At 70.7% G+C, this 19,621-nt stretch carries 12 protein-coding genes and 1 pseudogene; 4 read left to right on the forward strand and 9 right to left on the reverse strand.

Annotated elements, in window-relative coordinates; genetic code table 11:
- Nucleotides 1-292: 292 nt before the first annotated feature.
- Nucleotides 293-835 (reverse strand): annotated as a pseudogene (locus PHZ_RS23785) (LacI family DNA-binding transcriptional regulator); the annotation flags it as partial.
- A gap of 321 nt (nt 836-1,156) precedes the next feature.
- On the opposite strand from PHZ_RS23785, the gene PHZ_RS13715 reads away from it, so the two are divergent.
- Nucleotides 1,157-4,000 (forward strand): TonB-dependent receptor, encoded by a 2,844-nt coding sequence (locus PHZ_RS13715; protein WP_236611834.1) that lies wholly within the window; start codon nt 1,157-1,159, stop codon nt 3,998-4,000.
- Between the two features lie 142 nt (nt 4,001-4,142).
- On the opposite strand, the gene PHZ_RS13720 is transcribed toward PHZ_RS13715, so the two are convergent.
- Entirely contained in the window at nt 4,143-6,296 is a 2,154-nt protein-coding gene (locus PHZ_RS13720; protein WP_041373552.1) for an alpha-glucuronidase family glycosyl hydrolase, read from the reverse strand.
- A gap of 119 nt (nt 6,297-6,415) precedes the next feature.
- Between PHZ_RS13720 and manD the strand changes: the two genes are divergently transcribed.
- Nucleotides 6,416-7,627, forward strand: a complete 1,212-nt coding sequence (gene manD / locus PHZ_RS13725; protein WP_012523023.1) for a D-mannonate dehydratase ManD — start codon at nt 6,416-6,418, stop codon at nt 7,625-7,627.
- A 90-nt stretch (nt 7,628-7,717) separates the two neighbouring features.
- A complete protein-coding gene (locus tag PHZ_RS13730; protein ID WP_012523024.1) occupies nt 7,718-8,461 on the forward strand; it encodes a FadR/GntR family transcriptional regulator in 744 nt (247 codons plus the stop codon).
- A 6-nt stretch (nt 8,462-8,467) separates the two neighbouring features.
- Here the strand turns inward: PHZ_RS13730 and PHZ_RS13735 are convergent, their stop codons facing one another.
- The 5 genes from PHZ_RS13735 to bcsS all read right to left on the reverse strand — a co-directional run bounded on the left by PHZ_RS13735 (nt 8,468) and on the right by bcsS (nt 15,657).
- A complete protein-coding gene (locus PHZ_RS13735; protein WP_049758256.1) occupies nt 8,468-9,385 on the reverse strand; it encodes a DUF4350 domain-containing protein in 918 nt (305 codons plus the stop codon).
- 52 nt (nt 9,386-9,437) lie between these two features.
- A complete protein-coding gene (locus tag PHZ_RS13740) occupies nt 9,438-12,038 on the reverse strand; it encodes a glycosyl hydrolase 115 family protein (protein WP_148216873.1) in 2,601 nt (866 codons plus the stop codon).
- Nucleotides 12,038-13,702 (reverse strand): glycoside hydrolase family 43 protein, encoded by a 1,665-nt coding sequence (locus PHZ_RS13745; protein ID WP_236611835.1) that lies wholly within the window; start codon nt 13,700-13,702, stop codon nt 12,038-12,040. Before PHZ_RS13745 ends, PHZ_RS13740 begins: the two co-directional genes overlap by 1 nt.
- On the reverse strand, nt 13,693-14,829 hold the full coding sequence (locus PHZ_RS13750; protein ID WP_012523028.1) for an endo-1,4-beta-xylanase: 1,137 nt from the start codon (nt 14,827-14,829) through the stop codon (nt 13,693-13,695). Before PHZ_RS13750 ends, PHZ_RS13745 begins: the two co-directional genes overlap by 10 nt.
- 135 nt (nt 14,830-14,964) lie before the next feature.
- Nucleotides 14,965-15,657 carry a cellulose biosynthesis protein BcsS gene (bcsS, locus tag PHZ_RS13755; protein WP_012523029.1) on the reverse strand — a complete coding sequence of 231 codons (693 nt, stop codon included), beginning with the start codon at nt 15,655-15,657 and terminating at the stop codon, nt 14,965-14,967.
- A gap of 229 nt (nt 15,658-15,886) precedes the next feature.
- Here bcsS and PHZ_RS13760 point away from each other — a divergent pair, with 229 nt between their 5' ends.
- Nucleotides 15,887-16,975: an endo-1,4-beta-xylanase gene (locus tag PHZ_RS13760; protein WP_012523030.1), complete on the forward strand. Its 1,089-nt coding sequence runs from the start codon at nt 15,887-15,889 to the stop codon at nt 16,973-16,975.
- Nucleotides 16,976-16,987: 12 nt separating this feature from the next.
- On the opposite strand, the gene PHZ_RS13765 is transcribed toward PHZ_RS13760, so the two are convergent.
- Nucleotides 16,988-18,127: an NAD-dependent epimerase/dehydratase family protein gene (locus PHZ_RS13765; protein ID WP_012523031.1), complete on the reverse strand. Its 1,140-nt coding sequence runs from the start codon at nt 18,125-18,127 to the stop codon at nt 16,988-16,990.
- 12 nt (nt 18,128-18,139) lie between these two features.
- Entirely contained in the window at nt 18,140-19,588 is a 1,449-nt protein-coding gene (locus PHZ_RS13770) for a glycosyltransferase family 2 protein (RefSeq protein WP_012523032.1), read from the reverse strand.
- Nucleotides 19,589-19,621: the final 33 nt, after the last annotated feature.

The following is a 19,621-nucleotide window of genomic DNA, read 5'->3' on the forward strand; positions in this document are numbered from 1 at the left end:
CGAGAGCCTCGATCGCGCGCGGGCCCTGTCGCTGCAGGCCGAGGGGCGCGAGGTCCCGCTCGTCCTCCTGCTGCACCTGGGCGCCTTCGATGCGCGGATGATGGACCGGCTGCTGGACCTCTACCGCTCGCGGGGCGTGCGGTTCGTGAGCCTGGACCGGGCGCTGGCCGATCCGTTCTACAGGGCCGACGCCGAAGCCCTGCCCTCGCCCGAGCCGCCGACCCTCGAGGCCGGCGAGATGCCGGGTCATCTGGCGCGCCGCCTCGAAGTCGTCGATGCGCACGGCCGAGACGTCCGCGGGCGGCCGGCCGGTGGCGACGGCCACGGCCGGCGTGTGGCTGGCGGCCAGCATCTTCAGCACCGCCGGGGAGTCGCACAGCGGCGGCGGCAGGATGATGCCGTCGACCCCCGAGTTCAGCAGGCGGGCGGCGGCGGCCTCGGCCGCCTCCTCGTCGCACTTCTCGACGACGAGCTGGATGTTGCTGCGGCTGACCTGGTCCAGGCCGCCGACCAGGAACTCGCTGAGGTAGGCCGCCGACGGGTTGGAATAGAGCAGGCCGATGCGCACGAGGTCGGCGCCGGCCAAGCTGCGCGCCGCGGGGTTGGGCTGGTAGTTCAGGGCCCGGATCGCGGCGTTCACCGCCTCGCGGGTCGACTCCCGGACGTTCTTCTCGCCGTTGATCACGCGCGAGACGGTCATCGGCGAGACGCCGGCGTACCGGGCCACGTCGTGGATCGTGAGCGCGCTCTTCTGACGGCGGGCGGGCTTCGGCTGCAATCCATCCTCCAGCGAACGCCTAGGTCTGACCCACGGAAGGCTCGGCCACAAGCCCATGCCGTTCCCGACCTTCGAAAAGGTCGCGCAGGCATTGGTCAGACCATACTCACCGAACGCGGTCAGACCGTATTGACACAAAAGAACTGACCTAGTACCAAAATCAATGTGACCGCTATCATTCGACTGTTAACGCGCGGTCTATGGGGAGTTTTCACGAAACGGCACGGCGAAACGCCGGTCGAAGCGCGTTCGCGCAAATAAACGACAAGTGCGTGCCGAGCACACGCAAAGGGGAAGGAAACGATGAATTCTTCGACAAGGAAGACGTCTGTCCGCACGAAGGCGCTTCTGCTTGGAGCGACTTTCCTCGCCGGCGCCGTGGCCACTGAAGTCCGCGCTCAGCAGGTTGAGGAGATCGTCGTCACCGGCTACCGCCGCAGCCTGCAGCAGGCCACGGAAGCCAAGCGCGAAGCCACCATCATCCAGGATTCCATCTTCGCCGAGGACATCGGCAAGTTCCCGGACACCAACCTCGCCGAGTCGCTGAACCGGGTGCCCGGCGTGCAGCTCTCGCGGGAAGTGACCGGCGAGGGCCAGCAGATCGCGATCCGCGGCCTCGGCACCAACTTCACCAAGATCCTGCTGAACGGCAACCAGATCGCCGTCGCCACCACCGGCCGCCTCGACGCCCAGAGCCAAAACCGGGAAGTCGACCTCGACATGTTCCCGACCGAGCTGTTCAGCCGGCTGGACGTGAACAAGTCGCCCACCGCCAGCATGCTGGAAGGCGGCGTCTCGGGCACGGTCAACATGCGCAGCGCCCGGCCGTTCGACTACGCCGACCGCCAGCTCACCTACTCGCTGCAGGGCGCCTACAACAGCAGCGCCGAGAAGTGGGGCCCGCGCGGCGCCCTGATCGCCAGCGACCGGTTCGACACCAACTACGGCGAGGTGGGCGTGCTGGTGGGCTTCGCCGGCGCGCGCACGCACATCAAGACCGAGGGCTTCGAGTCCATCGGCTGGTCGAACGCCAACATGAGCTGCGCCGGCTGCAACCTCTATGGCAGCAACAACTTCAACTGGGCCAGCACCGTCCCGGCGGGCGTGAGCGTGCCTGGCCTGACCACCGGCGCGCCGATCACCAACGACACCCTGCTGGCGCTGAACCCCGGCCTGACCCTGCAGCAGCTCAGCGACGCGATGATCCCGCGCCTGGGCCGCCCGGCCTTCACCGACGGTCAGCGCGACCGCTACTCGGGCCTGATCTCGCTGGAGTTCGAACCCAGCGAGAACCTGAACGTCTACGTCGACACCCTGCTCGGCCGCGGCATCCGCAAGTTCGACCGGGTGGACATGAACTGGGTGGGCCGCAACTCGAACTTCATGGTCCCGGTCGGCCTGCAGGTGGACGAGAACTACGTCGTCACCGAGGGCAGCTTCCTGAACTCGCAGTTCTTCCTGGAGGCCCGGCCGTACCATGAGAAGGTCAACTTCTTTAACGTCAACCCGGGCTTCTCCTGGCGGTACAACGACTTCATCCGCGTCGACGGCCAGTTCAACATGTCGAAGAGCGAGTTCCTGCGGGAGGCGCCGACGATCCTGTTCAACACGCCGCTCGGCCAGGGGATCAACGTCGAATACACCAACCCCGGCGAGCCCTTCCCCGACATCGCCACCAACGCCGACCTGAACGATCCGAACCTGGGCTGGACCTGGCTCGGCGGCGGCCGGGTGAACATCCAGAACGAGCGCCGGGTCACCAAGACCAAGGCCGCCCACTTCGACGTGCTGTTCGGCGACGAGGAAGGCGTCAACGTCCGCGTCGGCGGCGCCTGGGACTACGCCAGCCGCAGCATCCTGGCGCAGGACAACTCGGCCCAGTGGCAGCAGGTGGTGTGCGGCGGCGGCGGCGTCTATCGGCCCGCCCCGGCGCCCCAGCCGCCATGCAACGGCGCCGCGGGCTCGGCGGTGACCAACGCCCAGATCGGCAGCTACCTGCGGCCCGGTCCCTACGGCTTCATCGCCGTGGACTACGACCGCTTCTTCGGCGACACCAACTATTCGCAGTTCGCAGCGAACGCCCCCTTCTCGAACTCGGCCAACACCGGGACCCGCTCCGGGATCATCGAGGAGGACACCCTGGGCGCCTTCGTCGAGGTCAACGGCCGCACCGACATCGGCCCCTGGGAGCTGCGGTTCAACGGCGGCGTCCGCTACGTCTCGACCGAGCAGGACATCACCGGCCCGGTGACGTTCACCATCGGCGGCGTCCAGACCACCGAGTTCCAGTCGCGGGACTCGCGGTACGACGCCTACCTGCCCTCGTTCAACGCCGTGCTTCGCGTCCGTGACGACGTGAACCTGCGCCTGTCGGCCTCGCGGACGCTCACCCGTCCGAACCCCTCCGACATGCTGCCCGGCACCTCCTTCTCGGATCCGTCGGCCCAGGAGGCCACCCAGGGCAATCCGAACCTGACGCCGTTCTTCTCGAACAACTTCGACATCGGCGCCGAGTGGTACACGGGGGCCGAGGGCTACATCGGCGTGGTCGGGTTCAATAAGGTGATCACCGGCTGGACCCAGACGGGCATCACCACCATCCCGTTCACCCAGCTGGGCATTCCCTTCGACGCCCTGAACGACACCCAGAAGACCGCCATCAACAACCGCGGCGGCCCGGGCGCGGCCACCGTCAACGTGCGCCAGCAGGTCAACGTCGGCGGCCAGCTCACCATCCGCGGCTACGAGGTGAACTGGGTCCAGCCCCTCACCTTCCTGGTGGACGGCCTGGGCTTCCAGGCGAACTACACCCGGATCTACCAGAGCGCCTCAGGCGCCGGCGCGCCGGCGGTGGCGGTGGGGGTCTCGCCCTACACCTACAACATCACCGGCTACTACGACCGCGGACCGGCCTCGATCCGCGTCTCGTACGTCTACTACGACGACCAGATTGGCTCGGCGGGCCCGGAGAGCGGGGTGAGCATCCCCAATCCCTCGGGCGGCCCGGCGATCCCCGCCCGCTTCCGGAACGACTCCACCGGCCAGTGGGACCTGTCGGCCAGCTACGAATTCACCAACCTGCCGACCCAGCCGCGGCTGACGCTGGACGTCATCAACCTCACCAAGGAGGACCAGCGCACGGCCTTCCAGTGGCCGAACGCGACCCAGACCTTCTACCGCGGCAGCCGCACGATCCTGCTGGGCATCCGCGGGCGGTTCTAGAGCTCCACTTTTCTCCTCCCCTCGAGAAAAGGGTCAACTGGGGCGGCGGGCCGAAAGGCCGGCCGCCCTTTCCTTTTGCCTGGGAGGAACGCCGCGACCGCGCCCCTCCCCCGCGGGGCCGAGGCGCGGCCAGGGGCGAGGATCAGTCTCCGCGGCCCGGGGCGTAGGGGAATTCGAGCGAGCGGTAATAGTCCAGCGAATGGGCGGGCGGGGCGTAGCCGGCCGGCAGCGGGCGCTTCGAGAAGGTCTGGAAGTAGGCGATGCAGGCGTCGCGCCACCACTGCGCCTCCTGCTCCTGGACGGCGAGGTAGGCGGCCACCTCGGCGTGGCGCTGCGGGTCCACGTAGGGCTTCATGGACGCCCAGGTGCGGCGCATCGCCGAAACCTCCTCCACGCCCTTCGTGTAGCGGACCACCAGCTCGTCCCACAGCGTGCGGCCCGAGCTCACCCGCTGGTCCCAGGGGACGCGGTGGAACCACAGCAGGTTCTTCTCGTCGGCGGCGAGCGCCCGGCCCGCCTCGGGGGCGTACTGGGCCACGGCGTTGCTGCCGCTCGCCATGCGGTCGAAGCCGATCCCCTCGGGCGAAGCGCGGTGGAAGTAGACCGAGGTCCAGTCCGCCCGCGGCCCGCCGGCCACCCACGGGGCCGGACCGTAGTGGTGCCCCTCGCCCATCAGGTGGTGCAGGCCGAGCGGGGTCATGTAGTCCACCACCGTCTCGCGCGAGGCGATCATCATCCCGACCACCGGCTCCAGGAAGCGGGGATCGTTCGAGAACGTCATCCGCGCCCACTCCTGCGCGATCGCCCGCGAGGACAGTTCCGGGTCCCAGGCGAGGCGACCGAAGGCGTACCAGTTGGCCTGGTCGAAGTGCGAGCCCGACCAGTTGCGGTCCGAGCCGACGTTGGCCACGCCGGCCATGCCGGTGAGCGCGTGGCCGAAGAGCGAGCCGTCCACCACCTTGGCGACGGTGGAGCCCTGCCCCTTGCGCCAGGTGTCGGCGGCCAGCGTCTCCTCGTAGAGCGGGCCCTGGTAGACGAGGTGGGTAGAGAAGCCGAGGTATTCCTTGGTGATCTGGAATTCCATCATCAGCGGCGTCTTCGGGGTGGCCCCGAACAGGGGGTGGAACGGCTCGCGCGGCTGGAAGTCCAGCGGCCCGTTCTTCACCTGCACGATGACGTTGTCGCGGAACTTGCCGTTCAGGGGGACGAACTCGTTGTAGGCCTGCTTGATGCGGTCCTCGGGCTGCTCGTTCGAATAGACGAAGGCCCGCCACATCACGACGCCGCCGTGCGGCGCCACCGCCTCGGCCAGCATGTTGGCGCCGTCGGCGTGGCTGCGGCCGTAGTCCTGCGGCCCCGGCTGGCCCTCGGAGTTGGCCTTCACCAGGAAGCCGCCGAAGTCCGGGATCGTCCGGTAGATCTCGTCGGCCTTGGCCTTCCACCAGGCGCGGACGGCCGGGTCCAGCGGGTCGGCGGTCTTCAGCCCGCCGATCTCGATCGGGGCGCTGAACCTAGCCGAGAGATAGACCTTGATCCCGTAGGGCCGCAGCACGTCGGCCACCGCCGCGGCCTTGGCGATATAGGGCGCCGTCAGGCTGTCGGCCTTGGCGTTGACGTTGTTGAGGACGGTCCCGTTGATCCCCAGCGAGGCGCTGGCGCGGGCGTAGTCCACGTAGCGTGGATCGCGGACGTCGGGCAGCCTCCACCAGTCCCAGATGGACTGGCCCGAGTAGCCCCGCTCGACGTGGCGGTCGAGGTTGTCCCAGTGGTTCAGCAGGCGCAGCTTCACCTTCGGCGCCTCGGCCACCTCGAGGCCCGCCACGGGCTGGCGCGTCTGCATCCGCCGCAGGAAATCGAACACGCCGTAGAGGACGCCGACGTCGCTGTTGCCCGCGATCACTGTCGCGGGCCGGCCGTCCACCTGCACGCTGCGGATCAGGTAGCCGTCGGGGCCAAGGGGCTCCAGCGGCAGGTTCAGGCGCGCCACCAGCGGCGAGCCCGCCGGCGTGCCCAGGATCACCGTCCCGTCGCGACCCGGCGCCGCGGCCAGCGGCGGCGCCTGGCCCAGCATGCCCGAAAGGCCGCGCGCCAGCTCGTCGCGCGCCACCGCCAGCGTCGGAGAGCCGCCCTGGACCACCAGCTCGGACGCCGCGGCCCGGTAGGCCCCGGCCGCCGGCGCCTCGACGGGCCGGTAGCGCAGCCACAGGTCGTAGCCGTCCTCGGCCCGGGCCCCCGAGGCGGACTCCGAGGCCAGACCAAGGGTCATCGCCGACGCGAGCAGTGCGAACTTCTTCATGCCGCCTCCAGAGGTCCAGACACCACCCTTCTAGTGGTCTGACCATGTGATTGACAACACCGGGCCCGAGACTAAGCTTGGACGACCTCGCGGCTCCCCCCGCCCTTCCCCGAAAGCCGATGCCCAAGATCACCTCAGCCAAGACGATCGTGACCTGCCCCGGGCGCAACTTCGTCACGCTGAAGATCGAGACCTCCGACGGGGTCACGGGCGTGGGCGACGCCACCCTGAACGGCCGCGAGCTGGCGGTCGCCAGCTATCTCGACGACCACGTCATCCCCTGCCTGATCGGCCGCGACGCGCACCAGATCGAGGACATCTGGCAGTACCTGCATCGGGGCGCCTACTGGCGCCGGGGTCCGGTGACCATGAGCGCCATCGCCGCCGTCGACATGGCGCTGTGGGACATCAAGGGGAAGATCGCCGGCCTGCCGGTCTACCAACTCCTCGGCGGCGCCTGCCGCACCGGCGTCATGGTCTACGGCCACGCCAACGGCCAGACCATCGAGGAGACCGTCGAGCGCGCCAGGGAGTACGTCCAGGCCGGCTACAGGGCCGTGCGGCTGCAGTCTGGCGTGCCCGGCCTGAAGGCCGCCTACGGCGTCTCCAAGGACAAGTTCTTCTACGAGCCCGCCGACGCCGACCTGCCCACCGAGACCGTGTGGTCCAGCGAGGCGTACATGCGCGTGGCGCCCGAGCTGTTCGCCGCGGCCCGCCAGGCCCTGGGCTGGGACGTCCACCTGCTGCACGACGTCCACCACCGGCTGACGCCGATCGAGGCCGGCCGCCTGGGCCGCGACCTGGAGCCCTACCGGCCCTTCTGGATGGAGGATCCGACGCCGGCCGAGAACCAGGCCCGCTTCCGCCTGATCCGCCAGCACACCACAACCCCGATCGCGGTCGGCGAGGTGTTCAACTCGATCTGGGACTGCAAGCAGCTGATCGAGGAGCAGCTGATCGACTACATCCGCGCCACGGTCGTCCACGCCGGCGGCCTCACCCACCTGCGCCGGATCGCCAGCTTCGCCGACCTCTACGGCGTGCGCACCGGCTGCCACGGGGCCACGGACCTGTCGCCGGTGACCATGGCCGCGGCCCTGCACTTCGACATCTCGGTCCCGAACTTCGGGGTGCAGGAATACATGCGCCACACGCCCGAGACCGACGCCGTCTTCCCCCACGCCTACCGCTTCCAGGACGGCATGCTCCACCCGGGCGAAGCGCCCGGCCTGGGCGTGGACATCGACGAGGCCGAAGCCGCCCGCCACCCCTACCGGCGCGCCTATTTGCCGGTGGCGCGGCTGGCGGACGGCACGATGCACGACTGGTGAGGGCGCGCCCCTTCTGTCCCGCGGGAATGGTGGAGTATGGTTGCGCGTAGAATCCCCCCGTCGGGCGGCAAGGCGAAAAGCCAGGAGACGATGGCCAGCGGCAAACTCTACCGGCGCCTCGCGGACTCGATCGCCGCGGAGATCGAGAGCGGCAAGTACGCCGTGGGCGAGCGCCTGCCCACCGAGCGCGAGCTGGCCGAGCAGTACGGCGTCAGCCGGCCCACCCTGCGCGAGGCGCTGATCGCCCTGGAGATGCTGGGGATGATCGAGGCCCGCCACGGCCTCGGAATCTACGTCACCCGCGCCCAGGTCCCGCTGACGGCCTCGGCCTACGACTTCGAGATCGGCGCGTTCGAGCTGATCGAGGCCCGGCGTCTGTTCGAGGGCGAAGCCGCGGCCCTGGCCGCCGCCACCATCGACGACGAGCAACTCGCCGAGCTGGACCGCCTGCTCGCCCTGATGGCCGACGAGGACGAGCTGAAGGGCGAGGACGCTGACAAGGAGTTCCACATGGTGATCGCCCGGGCGACCGGGAACGGCGCGATCATCGCGACCATCGAGAACCTGTGGGAGCTGCGCAACCGCTCGCCGCTCGCGCGCAACATCCTCACCCGCGCCCGCGGCCTGGGCCTGGAGCCGCGCATCGCCGAGCACCGCCGCGTGCTGGACGCCCTGCGCGCCCATGACCCCGCCGCCGCGCGCCAGGCGATGCGCGACCACCTGGAGCGGGTGATCGAACACCTGCTGCGCGCCACCGAGACCGAGGCGCTGGAACGGGCCCAGCAGGAGAGCAAGGCCCGCCGCAGCCAGATCGCCAAGCGCGTGGCGATCTAGGAGCCGCTAGCGCGCTTCGGCCGCGCCCTGGCTCAACCAGTGCATGACGTTCAGGAGGAACTGCTTGTTCTGGCCGGCGCCGTCGGCCCGGAAGCCCATCGGCCCGCCGGGCGCGGCCTGCGCGCTGAACGCGGCAGCCTCGCTCACGACGACGACCCGGCCCTTGCCGAACTCCAGCGCCGCCGCGCGCAGGTCCTCCCCGGTGCTTGGACGGCGCGGCGTGACGGCGGAGATCACCCCCCATTCCTCCGGGAAGACGATCGTCCAGTCCGACCCCAGCCGCATGATCGGGACGGCCTCCGGCGGCGCGCGGAACGAGGAGCCGCCGAACGTGCGCACCTCGGTCACCGGGACGCCGGCGACGTCGCCGCGGACGATCTCGCTGTCCAGCAGGTCGCCGTTCGCTCGCGAGAACAGCTCGGCGCGCCGAGGGGACGGGACCGCGACGCTGTTGTCCAACGTAAAGCCGAAGGCGGAGGCGAGGCTTGCCATGGCGCCGGGGAAAGGCATGTGGTCCGCGATGAGGAAGAGCGCGCCGCCTCCGCGGACCCACTCGCGAACCGCCTCGATCTCCGCCGGCGTGAAGGCCGGCGGCGTAGGCAGCCGCCATTCGACGACGTTCTCCTTGGCCAGGGCGTTCGAGACAACGAGGACCCGCAGGGGCGCCAGCGCCGGCGCCGTGAGCTCGGCCGCAAGGGACCGCACCTGATAGCCGTCGTTCCGCAGCACCTCGGCGAAGGGCGCGTAGCGGCCCTCGGCGGTGTGGAAGTTGTTGTGGCCGGCGTCGATCGCGACGACGGGGCCCTGCCCGCGGACGTGGAGCGGACGGCTGACCGTCAGATCCGCGTCCATGTCGGGCGTCTGCTGCGCGAGGGCGGCCGAAGACGCCAGCGCCAGGAACAGGGCGACGATCCACTTGCGCACCGCCCATCTCCCGAGCTTCGCCGCAATGCTAATCCCGGGCGCCGCCGCCGGGTCAAGGCGGCCCGAGGTAGGTGATCGGGATCGGGCCCGTCGCAGCGACGATCTTCTGCAGCACCATGTTGTCGTCGAGCCGCCAGACCTTGATCACGTGCGGCCCGGCGGGGACGTCGGTGAAGGCGGCCTCAAGGACGCGGACATTATCCTCCACCGCGCGGTCCCAGGCGGCCTGCTCCTCCAGCACCGTCTCGGTGGGCGACGGCAGCAGCTTGTCGACCAGGACCTGCACCGGCCGGTCGTCGATCGAGACCCCGATCCGCTGCGATCCGCGGCCCGTCGTGTCCAGGGTGGGGGCGAGGTAGAGCTGCACGGTCAGGTCGCCCGCCTTGGCCACCTGCACGTCGTACTCCACGCGCACCCCGTCCCGCGCCGTGGTGGCCGGTCGGCCCTGCGGCAGCGTAACGACGGCGCCCTTCGTCCGCCCCAGGTGCGGGATCGCCCGCCAGCCGACGCCGGCGCCGTCCACCACGCGGCTGAAGTCCGGAGCCTCGCGCGAGACGACGCCCGGCGCCGGGCGCGGGTCGTTGGCGAACCTGATCGCCCGGGCCTCTCCGCGGCCGGTCACCCGCTCGACCTTCGGCATCACCTGCACCGCCGGCTGCTGCCAGCTCGTGTAGCCGATGTGGGTCTGGCTCATCATCCCGTCCCACTTGCCGCCGTTCGCCCGGTGGTAGGCCTCGGTCAGCGCCTGGTCGCGGGCGAACGCCGCCTCGGCCTGGTCGGCGAAGGCGTTGGCGCGCCGGTCGTTCATCGCCGCCAGCCGCCGGTTCCAGGCGACCGCGTAGTAGAGCCGGTAGAGGTTGGCCATGGCGGCCACCGGATGCTCGACGATCTGCAGATAGGCGTCCCTGGCCGCCGCCGGCAGGCGCGCCTTTACCCGCAGCATGTCGCGCTCCAGCGCGTCCCACTCGGCCACCATGGCCCCGAACTCGCCGCCGTCCAGGACCTCTCCGGCCCCCTCGCCCAGGCGGAAGCTGCGCGCGTCGATGAGCTCGGGTTTCCGCCGCGCGGCGTACTTGGAATAACGGGTGAGGAGCTCGCCGATCTCGGCCGCCTGGGCGGGGCCGAAGGTCCGCCGCGCCCAGTCCTCGGGATACGCGGCCAGGGCCTCCGGCGTCATCGCCTCGGGGTTCCAGGCCTGCGCCATGAAGAAGCTCAAGGGGAACTCCATCGGCTTGATGTCGCCGACGTTGACGATCCACAGCGCCCGCGCGCCGCGCCGCCACGCCAGGTCCATCTGCTGCCAGGTCTTCTCGACCTGGGTGTTGTTCAGCCACTTGTAGTTCCGCGGCGCCCCCACGTAGTCGAAGTGGTAGTAGACGCCGTAGCCGCCCTTCCGGTCGAGGTCGCCCGTCGGCAGCCGCCGGATCTGGCCCCAGTTGTCGTCGGCGAACAGCAGGATCACGTCCTCGGGGACCTGCATCCCGTTGTCGTAGTAGTCCTGCACCTCCTTGTAGAGCGCCCAGACCTGCGGGGTTTCCTCGGGCGGCCGGCCTGTGACGTCGGCGATGATCCTGCGCTGGTCGGCGACGATGGTCTCCAGCAGCTGGGTGGCGGTCTCCTCGCTCATCGCCTCGTCGCCGTCGCCGCGCATGCCGAGGGTGACCACGGTCTCGTAGCCCCCGCCGCCCTCTTTCGACATCATCCGCTCGACGCCGCCGCGCCAGAACCGCCGCAGGTTCTCGCCGTTGCTCGCATAGTCCCAGCGTCCGCCGGTGACGCCGCCGTCCTTGTTCCGGTGCCATTCGTCGTGGGCCCGGGTCATCGGCTCGTGGTGGGACGTGCCCATCACCACGCCCATCTCGTCGGCCAGGACCATGTTGCGGGGATCGTCGTCGTTGAAGGCCCGCGGCTGCCACATGGCCGGCCACAGATAGTTGCCCTTCAACCGCAGCAGCAGCTCGAAGACGTGGGCGTACATCTTCGAGTTCGCCCCGCCGAACTTCTGCTCGGCCCAGGTGGTGAGGGCCGGCGCCTCGTCGTTGATGAAGAAGCCACGGTAGCGGACTTTCGGCTGGTCCCCGCGCGCGCCGGCGGTCAGGTAGACGTTCGCCCGCCGCTCGACCGGGGCGTCGGCGAACCAATGCCAGGGCGAGACGCCGATCTTCTCCGACAGGTCGTAGGCGCCGAACACCGCCCCGCGGCGGTCCGAGCCCACGATCACCAGCGCCCGCGGCACGTTCGGGAACGGCCGCTCGACCACCACCTGGCGGAACGCTTCCCACTGGCCGGCGAGGCCGGACGCGTCGAGCCGGCCGGCCGCGACGAGACCGTCGATGGCCGGGCTCTGTCCCAGCACGCCGACGAGGACGAGGTCGCCCCTCGCCTGGGCGGGATCGGAGATCCGCGCCGGCGCACGGCCCCCGACCCGCTGCAGGTCGGCGGCGAAGCCGTCCGCGGCGTGGCGCACGGCCGGATCGGCCGACGCCTCCACCAGCACCGCCGCCGGGGTCCCGCCGCGGATCAGCGGGAAGGCCCCGGCCGAGGCCGTGGCGCACACCGACACCGGCGTGTCGCAAGCGGACGCGGCGGATCCGAAGGCCAGGACGGCGGCGAAGACGGCCAGGCCCAGGGCGCGGCACGAGATCGGGAACATCAGGACTCCGGGGCGTAGGCGTAGAGGCCGAAGGTGACGCCGACGAAGCCGCCGGCGGTCCGGGTCGACAGGATCGTGCCGTCGGCGCCCTGTACGAGGCTGGTCCATCGCCCCGGCCGCGTCGCATAGGCGAAGTCGTAGCGTCCGCCACGCGCCTCGATCCTCAGGTCGACCGCCCCCGTCTCCGGCAGCGGCGCCGAGGCCAAGACGACGCCGTGCGGCGGATCGCCGGCGCCGGCCCGGCGCTCGAGCTGGACGACGCGGCGGCCGCCCTGCCGCCCGACGCTCAACAGGTAGAAGAAGTCCTCGCTCTGCAGGGCCGCGAGACCCGCGCGGTCCCCTTCCCTGGCCGGGTCGAAGTCGACGCGCGTCGATGCGACGGCGTGCGTGTGCTGCTGGCGCCGGCCGAGGTACGACGGCTGGCCCTTGCCGCCCAGCGGCTCGGCCCGCGCCTCCAGGCTCAGCGCCCCCTCCGACAGCCTGTGCCAGCGATCCCGCGGGGTGCGCAGGGTCATCCAGTGCGGGCCCAGTTCGCCGCCGTCGAACGCCTCGCGTCCCTGGCCGTCGGGGGCCGCCGGCGAGGGCGGCAGGCCCGGCCGGGGGTGGACCTGCGGGATCACGGCGTCGCCTTCCAGGATCACCGGCCAGCCGTCCTTCCAGGTCACCGGCAGCAGGAAGGTCTCGCGGCCGGTGTTGTAGAAGTCGCCCGCGTAGGGCCGGGTCGCCAGGAAGGTGGCCCACCACGCGCCGGACGGCGTGTCGACCAGGTCGGCGTGGCCCGCCGAGGTCACCGGATCGGGCCGGTCCTCGGGCAGGTGGCGCTGGGTGAGGATCGGGTTGCCCGCGTAGGGCTCGTAGGGGCCCCAGACGTGGCGGCTGCGCAGCACGACCTGGGAGTGGTTCACCGACGTCCCACCCTCGGCGCAGACCAGGTAGTACCAGCCGTCCTTCTTCAGGATGTGCGGCCCCTCGATCCACACCGGCTTCGTCAGGATGTCGACACCGCCGTTGATCAGCACCTTGCGCGGCCCGATCGGCCGCATCGCCGCAAGGTCGAACTCCTGCATCCAGATGGCGCGATGGCCGTCGTAGCGCGGCGGCTCGTCGGGCGGGCCGTTGTTGAGCAGGTAGGCCCGGCCGTCGTCGTCGAAGAAGAAGGCCGGATCGATGCCGTCCACCTCCCTGATCCAGACGGGGTCCGACCAGGGGCCGGCGGGGTCCCTGGCGGTGATCACATAGTTGCCGCCGCAGTCCACGCAGGTGTTCAGGATGTAGAACGTCCCGTCCTTCCAGGTGATGTCCGGGGCGAACACGGCGCGCGACAGCCCCAGGCCCGAGAAGTCGAGCTGCGTCGGGCGATCGATGGCGTTGCCGATCTGGGTCCAGTTCACCAGGTCCCGGCTGTGGAACACCGGCAGGCCCGGGAAGTAGGCGAAGGTCGAGGTGACGAGGTAGTAGTCGCCGCCAACGCGCGTGATGCTGGGGTCGGGATAGAAGCCCGTCAGGATCGGGTTGCGGTACTCGCCGTTACCGGCGGCGGCGCCCGCGGGATCCCGGCCCTGGTATTCGAACCAGTCGAACCGCGCCTCGGCCGCGGCGACCGGGCCGGCCAGCAGCAGGGCGGCGGCGACCGCGCCCCGCACCGCTCCCCCGATCACGCCCACGCCGTCCGCTCCGGCGCGGCGCGGAAGGCGGCCGCCATGGCCTCGCGCAGGGGCTTGGACCGCAGCCGGTCGTCGTAGGGCGTCGGCCGCTTGGGCAGGCCGTCGGCCCGCGGCGTCGTGCCCTGCAGCCAGGAGGCCCCGTCCGCCAGGCCCCAGACGAGCACCTGCTTCAGCTCGCGGTAGTCCAGCATCATGCCGAGGAAGTCGCCGCCGAGCGCCGCCACCTCGGCGTCGCGCCGCGCCAGGTCGGCGGGCATGGCCCGGCAGTTGACGTCGAACTCGGTGATCAGCAGGTCCAGGCCCATGCCGCGGACCTCGTCGAGGAAGGCGCGCCAGTCGCGCTGGTCTGCGGCGGTGAAGCGCTCGACCGGGGTGGAGTCCACGCCTCCGCCGATGTGTCCCTGGACGCCCAGGGCGTCGATCGGGACGCCGCGGGCCTTGAGCCGCTCGAGCAGCTTGAGGACGCCCTTGCGGTGGACCGCCTCCTCGTCGCCGAAATTCATGTAGTCGTTGTAGATCAGCCGGGCCTTGGGCGCGGCGGCCTTGGCCTCATGGAAGGCGATCTCGACGATCTCGGGCCCGATCTGCCGGCCGAGGATCGTGTCTCGCAGTTCGCCCGTCGCCGGGTCGATCGTCTCGTTGACGACGTCCCAGGAGTCGACCTGGGGATAGCGGGCTGTGACGGCGCGGATGTGCTCGACAAGCATCCGCTCGGCCGCCGCCCGCGGCCGCGGGCCGAAGTCGTGCGCGGCCAGCCACTTGGCCGAGAACTCGTCGCGGCTCCAGAGCAGGGTGTGGCCGCGCAGGCCCAGGCCGCGCTCGGCCGCGAACGCCGCCAGGCGGTCCGCCGGGCCGAAGTCGTAGCTGTCGGCCGACGGGCGCAGCACGTACCACTTGTGCTCGTTCTCGGCGACGATCAGCCCGCACTCGTGGGCGATCAGCGCCCGGAAGGCCGGATCGTCGAAGCTGTTGCCGCGGGTCTCGCCGAGCCCCACCGCCGTGCCGAACCGCACCCCCTTGCGCCGGGCCAGCGCGTCCAGGGACTCCCCGGCCGGCGCCGCGCCCCCGGCCAGAGCCGCGGCGCCGGCGAGCGCCATCATCTGCCTGCGGGAAACGGCTGACGTCACGAGGCTTCCTCCGTACGAAGGCCCCGTCTGGTGCGGAGCTCAGGTCGGTGTTTTGTGCCCAAGGTGGTCAGACCAATCAAGCGAAATGATAGCGCTCCCATTTTTCGCGGCCAGACCTGGAGCGGCGGGAGCGCGTCAGAAGCTGCGGCGGAAGCCGATCGAGGCGTAGGCGCCGTCCCGCGCCTTGCTGTCCGAGGCGCCCACGGCGATGTGGGCCTCCCAGCGCGGGCTGGTCGAGACGCCCAGCAGCACCCCCGCCCGGCGCCGATCGTAGTTGGGGTCCCCGTCCAGCACCGCCTCCAGTCCCAGGCGGACGGACGGGCGGACCGCCCGCGTGAGTTCGGCCCGGACATAGTAGTCCTCGGAGTCGACCGCGTACGAGGCGAAGCCCGCGGCGCGCCAGGGACCGGGCGCGGTCTGGCCGCTCATCGAGAGCACCACGTCCCACTCGTCGCCCTGGCTGCGGTTGCCCGGATCGTTCGGCGACAGGTCGGTGTCGGTGTAGCGGGCGCCGACGCCGAGGTCGAAATAGCCGTTCGGCCCCGCGCGCTGGTAGAGAGCCGAGACCTCGCCCTGCACCTGGTCGCTGGTGATCCGCGTCGCCGCCGAGCGGTACTTGTACTGGCTGGTCGAGACGATCCCCCGCAGCGCGAAGCCGGAGCCGCCCACCGGCACGGTCGCGCCGAGATAGGCCATCTCATCGGCGCCGACGCCCGCGCCGCCGAAAACGGTCGCGGGGACCTGGGCCGCGGTGTTTCCCGCGGGCCATCCCGCCGCCGCCGTTACGAGCGCAAGGCCCATCGCGCGGGCGAGGGTCGAGCCGGCCATGTCGCACCTCCTCCGTGACGGTCGTCGCCCGAGCTGACGGCGCCGCTTCAAGGTCGTGCCCTACCGTTGGCATGCGGCGGTCGGCGCGGACCGCTCAGATGATAGGTCCGGGGTCCCTTTTGCCCGGCGGGGAGCGGGCCCTTCCCGCACTCGTCAACCAAGCGGCTGCACCGAACCTTAAGCGAATCCTGGCATCCACGACCTCGCCGCTCTCGCGAGGAGGACGCGGATGAGGCTGCTGGATAGACGCGGACTGCTGGCCGGCCTGGCCGCCGGCCCGCTGCTCCTGGCCGCGCCCAGGCCGGGCGCCCAGGCCCTGCCGAACGGGCCCTCGCTGGCCGCCGCCGCGGCCCGCGGCGGGCGCTACTTCGGCGCCGCGGCCCGCATCGACCAGATCCGCGCCGAGCGCGCCCTGCGCCGGACCGTGCTCCGCGACTGCGCCTGGATCACGCCCGAGTTCCACATGAACTGGGACTACGTCGCCCCGCGCTCCGGCGCCTGGAACTTCCGCGACGCCGACGGCCTCGTGGCCTTCGCCGGCGAGGCCGGGCTGAAGGTCCGCGGCCACAGCCTGATCTGGGACCAGAGCACCCCCGCCTGGGCCGCGGCCGAGATGGTGGAGCGCCGGGACTGGGAGACCGTCGCCCGCCACTTCCAGCGGGTGATGGGACGCTGGGGCGAACGGGTGCAGGCCTGGGACGTGGTCAACGAGCCGATCGCCCGCGACGGCCGGGGCCTGCTGCCCAGCATGTTCCTAGAGGCCTATGGCCCGGACTACGTCCGCCGCGCCTTCGACGAGGCCCGGGCGCTTCAGCCGCAGGCGCGCCTGGCCGTCAACGACTACGGCTTCGACTACGACAATCCCGTCGAGGAGGCCCGGCGAGGCAGCTTCCTGCGCCTGCTGGAAGACCTGAAGGCAAAGGGCGCGCCGGTGGACGAGGTCGGGATCCAGGCGCACCTCGATCTCGGCAAGGGGCCGCTCAGGCGGCGCATCGTGGCCCCGTTCCTGCGCGAGATCGGCCAGATGGGCTACCGGATCGTCATCTCCGAGCTGGACGTGCGCGAGCGGGACTTCACCCTTCCCCTGGTCGAGCGCGACCGGCGCGTGGCCGACGAGGTCCGCGCCTACCTCGAGATCGCCCTGGCCGAGCCGGCGGTGGAGGGCGTGGTCACCTGGGGCCTCTCCGACCGGCACTCCTGGCTGCAGGACGACGAGGCCGCGGCGCTGGGCGGGGTCAACCGCGGCCTGCCCTACGACCACGGCCTGCGCCCCAAGCCCATGTACTGGGCCCTGCGCGACACCCTGGCTGCGGCCTGACCGGCGCACCCGTCACACGACCAGCCGGCTCTCGGTGAGCTCGGCGAGGCTCTGGGCCGCGCGATCCTGCGGCCGGGGCGCCCGGGCCACCCAGTCGATCAGTTCCTCCATCCCCGTCTCGAAGCTGCGCCGCGGCCGGAAGCCGAAGTCGCGCTCGATGCGCCGGATGTCGGGGAAGCAGTGGCGGATGTCGCCGACGCGGTAGCGGTCGAGCCGCTCCGGGGCGATGTTCTTGCGCAGCAGCAGGGCGAGGGCCGCCGCCATCTCGACGATGCGGACCGGCTGGCCGCTGCCGACGTTGTAGGCGTCCCACACCTGCGCGTCGCTCTCCAGCACCGTGGCGAAGGCGTCGGCGACGTCGCGCACGTGCACGAAGTCGCGCAGCTGCTCGCCGTCCTCGAACACCAGCGGCGGCTGGTCGTTGAGCAGGCGCGAGATGAAGATCGCCGCCACCCCCGTGTACGGGTTGCTCAGCGCCTGGCGCGAGCCGTAGGCGTTGAACAGCCGCAGGGCCACGGTCGGGATCTCCAGCGCCCGGCCGACCGCCAGGAACATGTCCTCGTGGTCGCGCTTGTTGATGGCGTAGATCGAGGCCGGCTGCAGCCGCTTGTCCTCGGACGTGGGCACGGGCTCCAGGCGCTCGCCGTCCGCCTCCAGGTCCCACCGGCGGGCCTTGAGCTGCTCGTGGCTGCGCAGCCCGGGGACCACCTCGCGGCCGGTGGACGGCGCGCGGTACTCGCCCTCGCCATAGATCGACATGGACGAGGCGACGGCGATCCGCTCCACCGCATGGCGGCCCTTCGACAGCGCCTCCAGCATCACCGCCGCGCCCATCGTGTTGTTGCGGGTGTAGTCGACGATGTTGGTCATGCTCTGGCCGACCCCCACCGAGGCGGCGAGGTGGACCAGGTGGGTGACACCCTCCAGCGCGGCCTCGAACACGCCGGGGTCGAGGATGTCCCCGCGGATCCGCCGGGCGGCGGGATTGAGGTAGGTGGGCCACCCCTCGGCGTCGAGTTCGCCGTCGGCGTGGACCTGCGGCAGCAGGCAGTCCAGCACGGTCACCTGGAAGCCACGGTCCAGCAGGACGTCGGTCAGGTGCGATCCGATGAAGCCGGCGCCGCCGGTGATGAGCGCGTGACGTTCGGGCATCCCGGGTCCTCCTTACGCGGGCCGGTAGACGGCGCCCTGGTGGGCGGCCCCGCCCTGATGCACGGTGATCAGGTCTTCGTTGGCGTTGATCTTCTCGGTGCGCTCCCACACCTGGCCGAGGTCGCGCAGGTACATCCACAGGCCGATGCCGAGCGGGATGAGCCACATCAGCCACCAGGCGGCGACGAACAGCGGATTGACCCGCAGCATGTAGGCGACCCGGTCCCGCTTGCGTTCGAGCACGAGGGCCGTCCGCTTCCAGGTGTTCACGTAGAGCACGGTCAGCGAGACGGCGAAGGCGACGATGTTGATCGCGGCCAGGATCACCAGCCAGAGCGGCAGCACGTTCTCGCCGCGCACCAGCGCCCACATCGCCCAGGCGCCCACCGGATAGCCGATCAGGTTCACCCACAGCGACAGGCACGGCAGGAAGATCAGCCAGGCCTTGACCCGTTCCCAGGCGCTGAAGCCCAGCCGGCGGGTCGGCTCGCCCAGGCTCTGGAAGAAGCCGCAGACCCACCGCTTGCGCTGGGTGATCCCGCGGCCGAAGGTCAGCGGCACCTCCTCGATGAGCGGGCTCTCGATCACGCCCAGGCGCTTGCCGTTCTTCCAGAACCGCATGCCGACCTCGGGATCCTCGATGGTGATCCAGGGGTGGAAGCTGCCGAGCTCGTAGAGGTCGGAGGCGCGGAAGAAGAGGCCCTTGCCCAGCATCCAGTAGGGCTGGCGGCCGTTGGCCGACAGGTGGGCGTACTTCATCCCGTCCCAGTTCATGTGGTCGAAGGAGTGCCAACTGGCCGCCAGGCTGGCGTTCAGGTTGCCGGCCACGTTCTTCGCCTGCAGCACGTCGTAGCGCCGCATGCCGGCCACCGCGGCCATGAAGTGGTTCGGCGGCGGGCAGCTGTCGGCGTCGATGTAGTTGACCAGGAACTCCCGCCCCTCGCCCTCCTCGTAGGTGCGGTAGAAGGCGTAGATCAGCTGGCGCGTCTTCTTCGGCGGCAGGTTGCGGTCGCCGGCGCGCCGGCCCACGTGCCACCAATAGGCCTTCTCGTTGGCGTCCCAGGCCTTCCACACCCGCGCCCAGCTGGGATCGCTCGTCGCCGGCACCTCCAGCAGCTCCAGGAACGGAAACTCGAACTGCAGGCGCTTCAGGCTGGCCAGCGTCCGGGCGTCGTCCCAGTTGGGGATCGCGATGACGCGCTTCTTGCCGGCCGGATAGAGGACGCGGTCGAGCGCGATCAGCGTCGTCCGCATCGTGGATTCCAGCTCGTTCAGCACCGGATAGAACATCACGATGTCCGGGTAGTCGCGCTCGGGCGTGTCGCGCGCGTCCGAGATCTGCACCCGGTTCACCGGCAGGCTGAACAGGTAGAAGTCGTTGACGAAGGCAAGGGCGTAGAGGATCTGGCTGATCGCGAACAGCACGACCAGGACATCGACGGCGCCGGGTTCGAACAGCATGTTCAGGCCCTCCCGAGGGGGTTGAAACGACTG

This window comes from Phenylobacterium zucineum HLK1 (assembly GCF_000017265.1).
Taxonomy (GTDB): Bacteria; Pseudomonadota; Alphaproteobacteria; order Caulobacterales; family Caulobacteraceae; genus Phenylobacterium; species Phenylobacterium zucineum.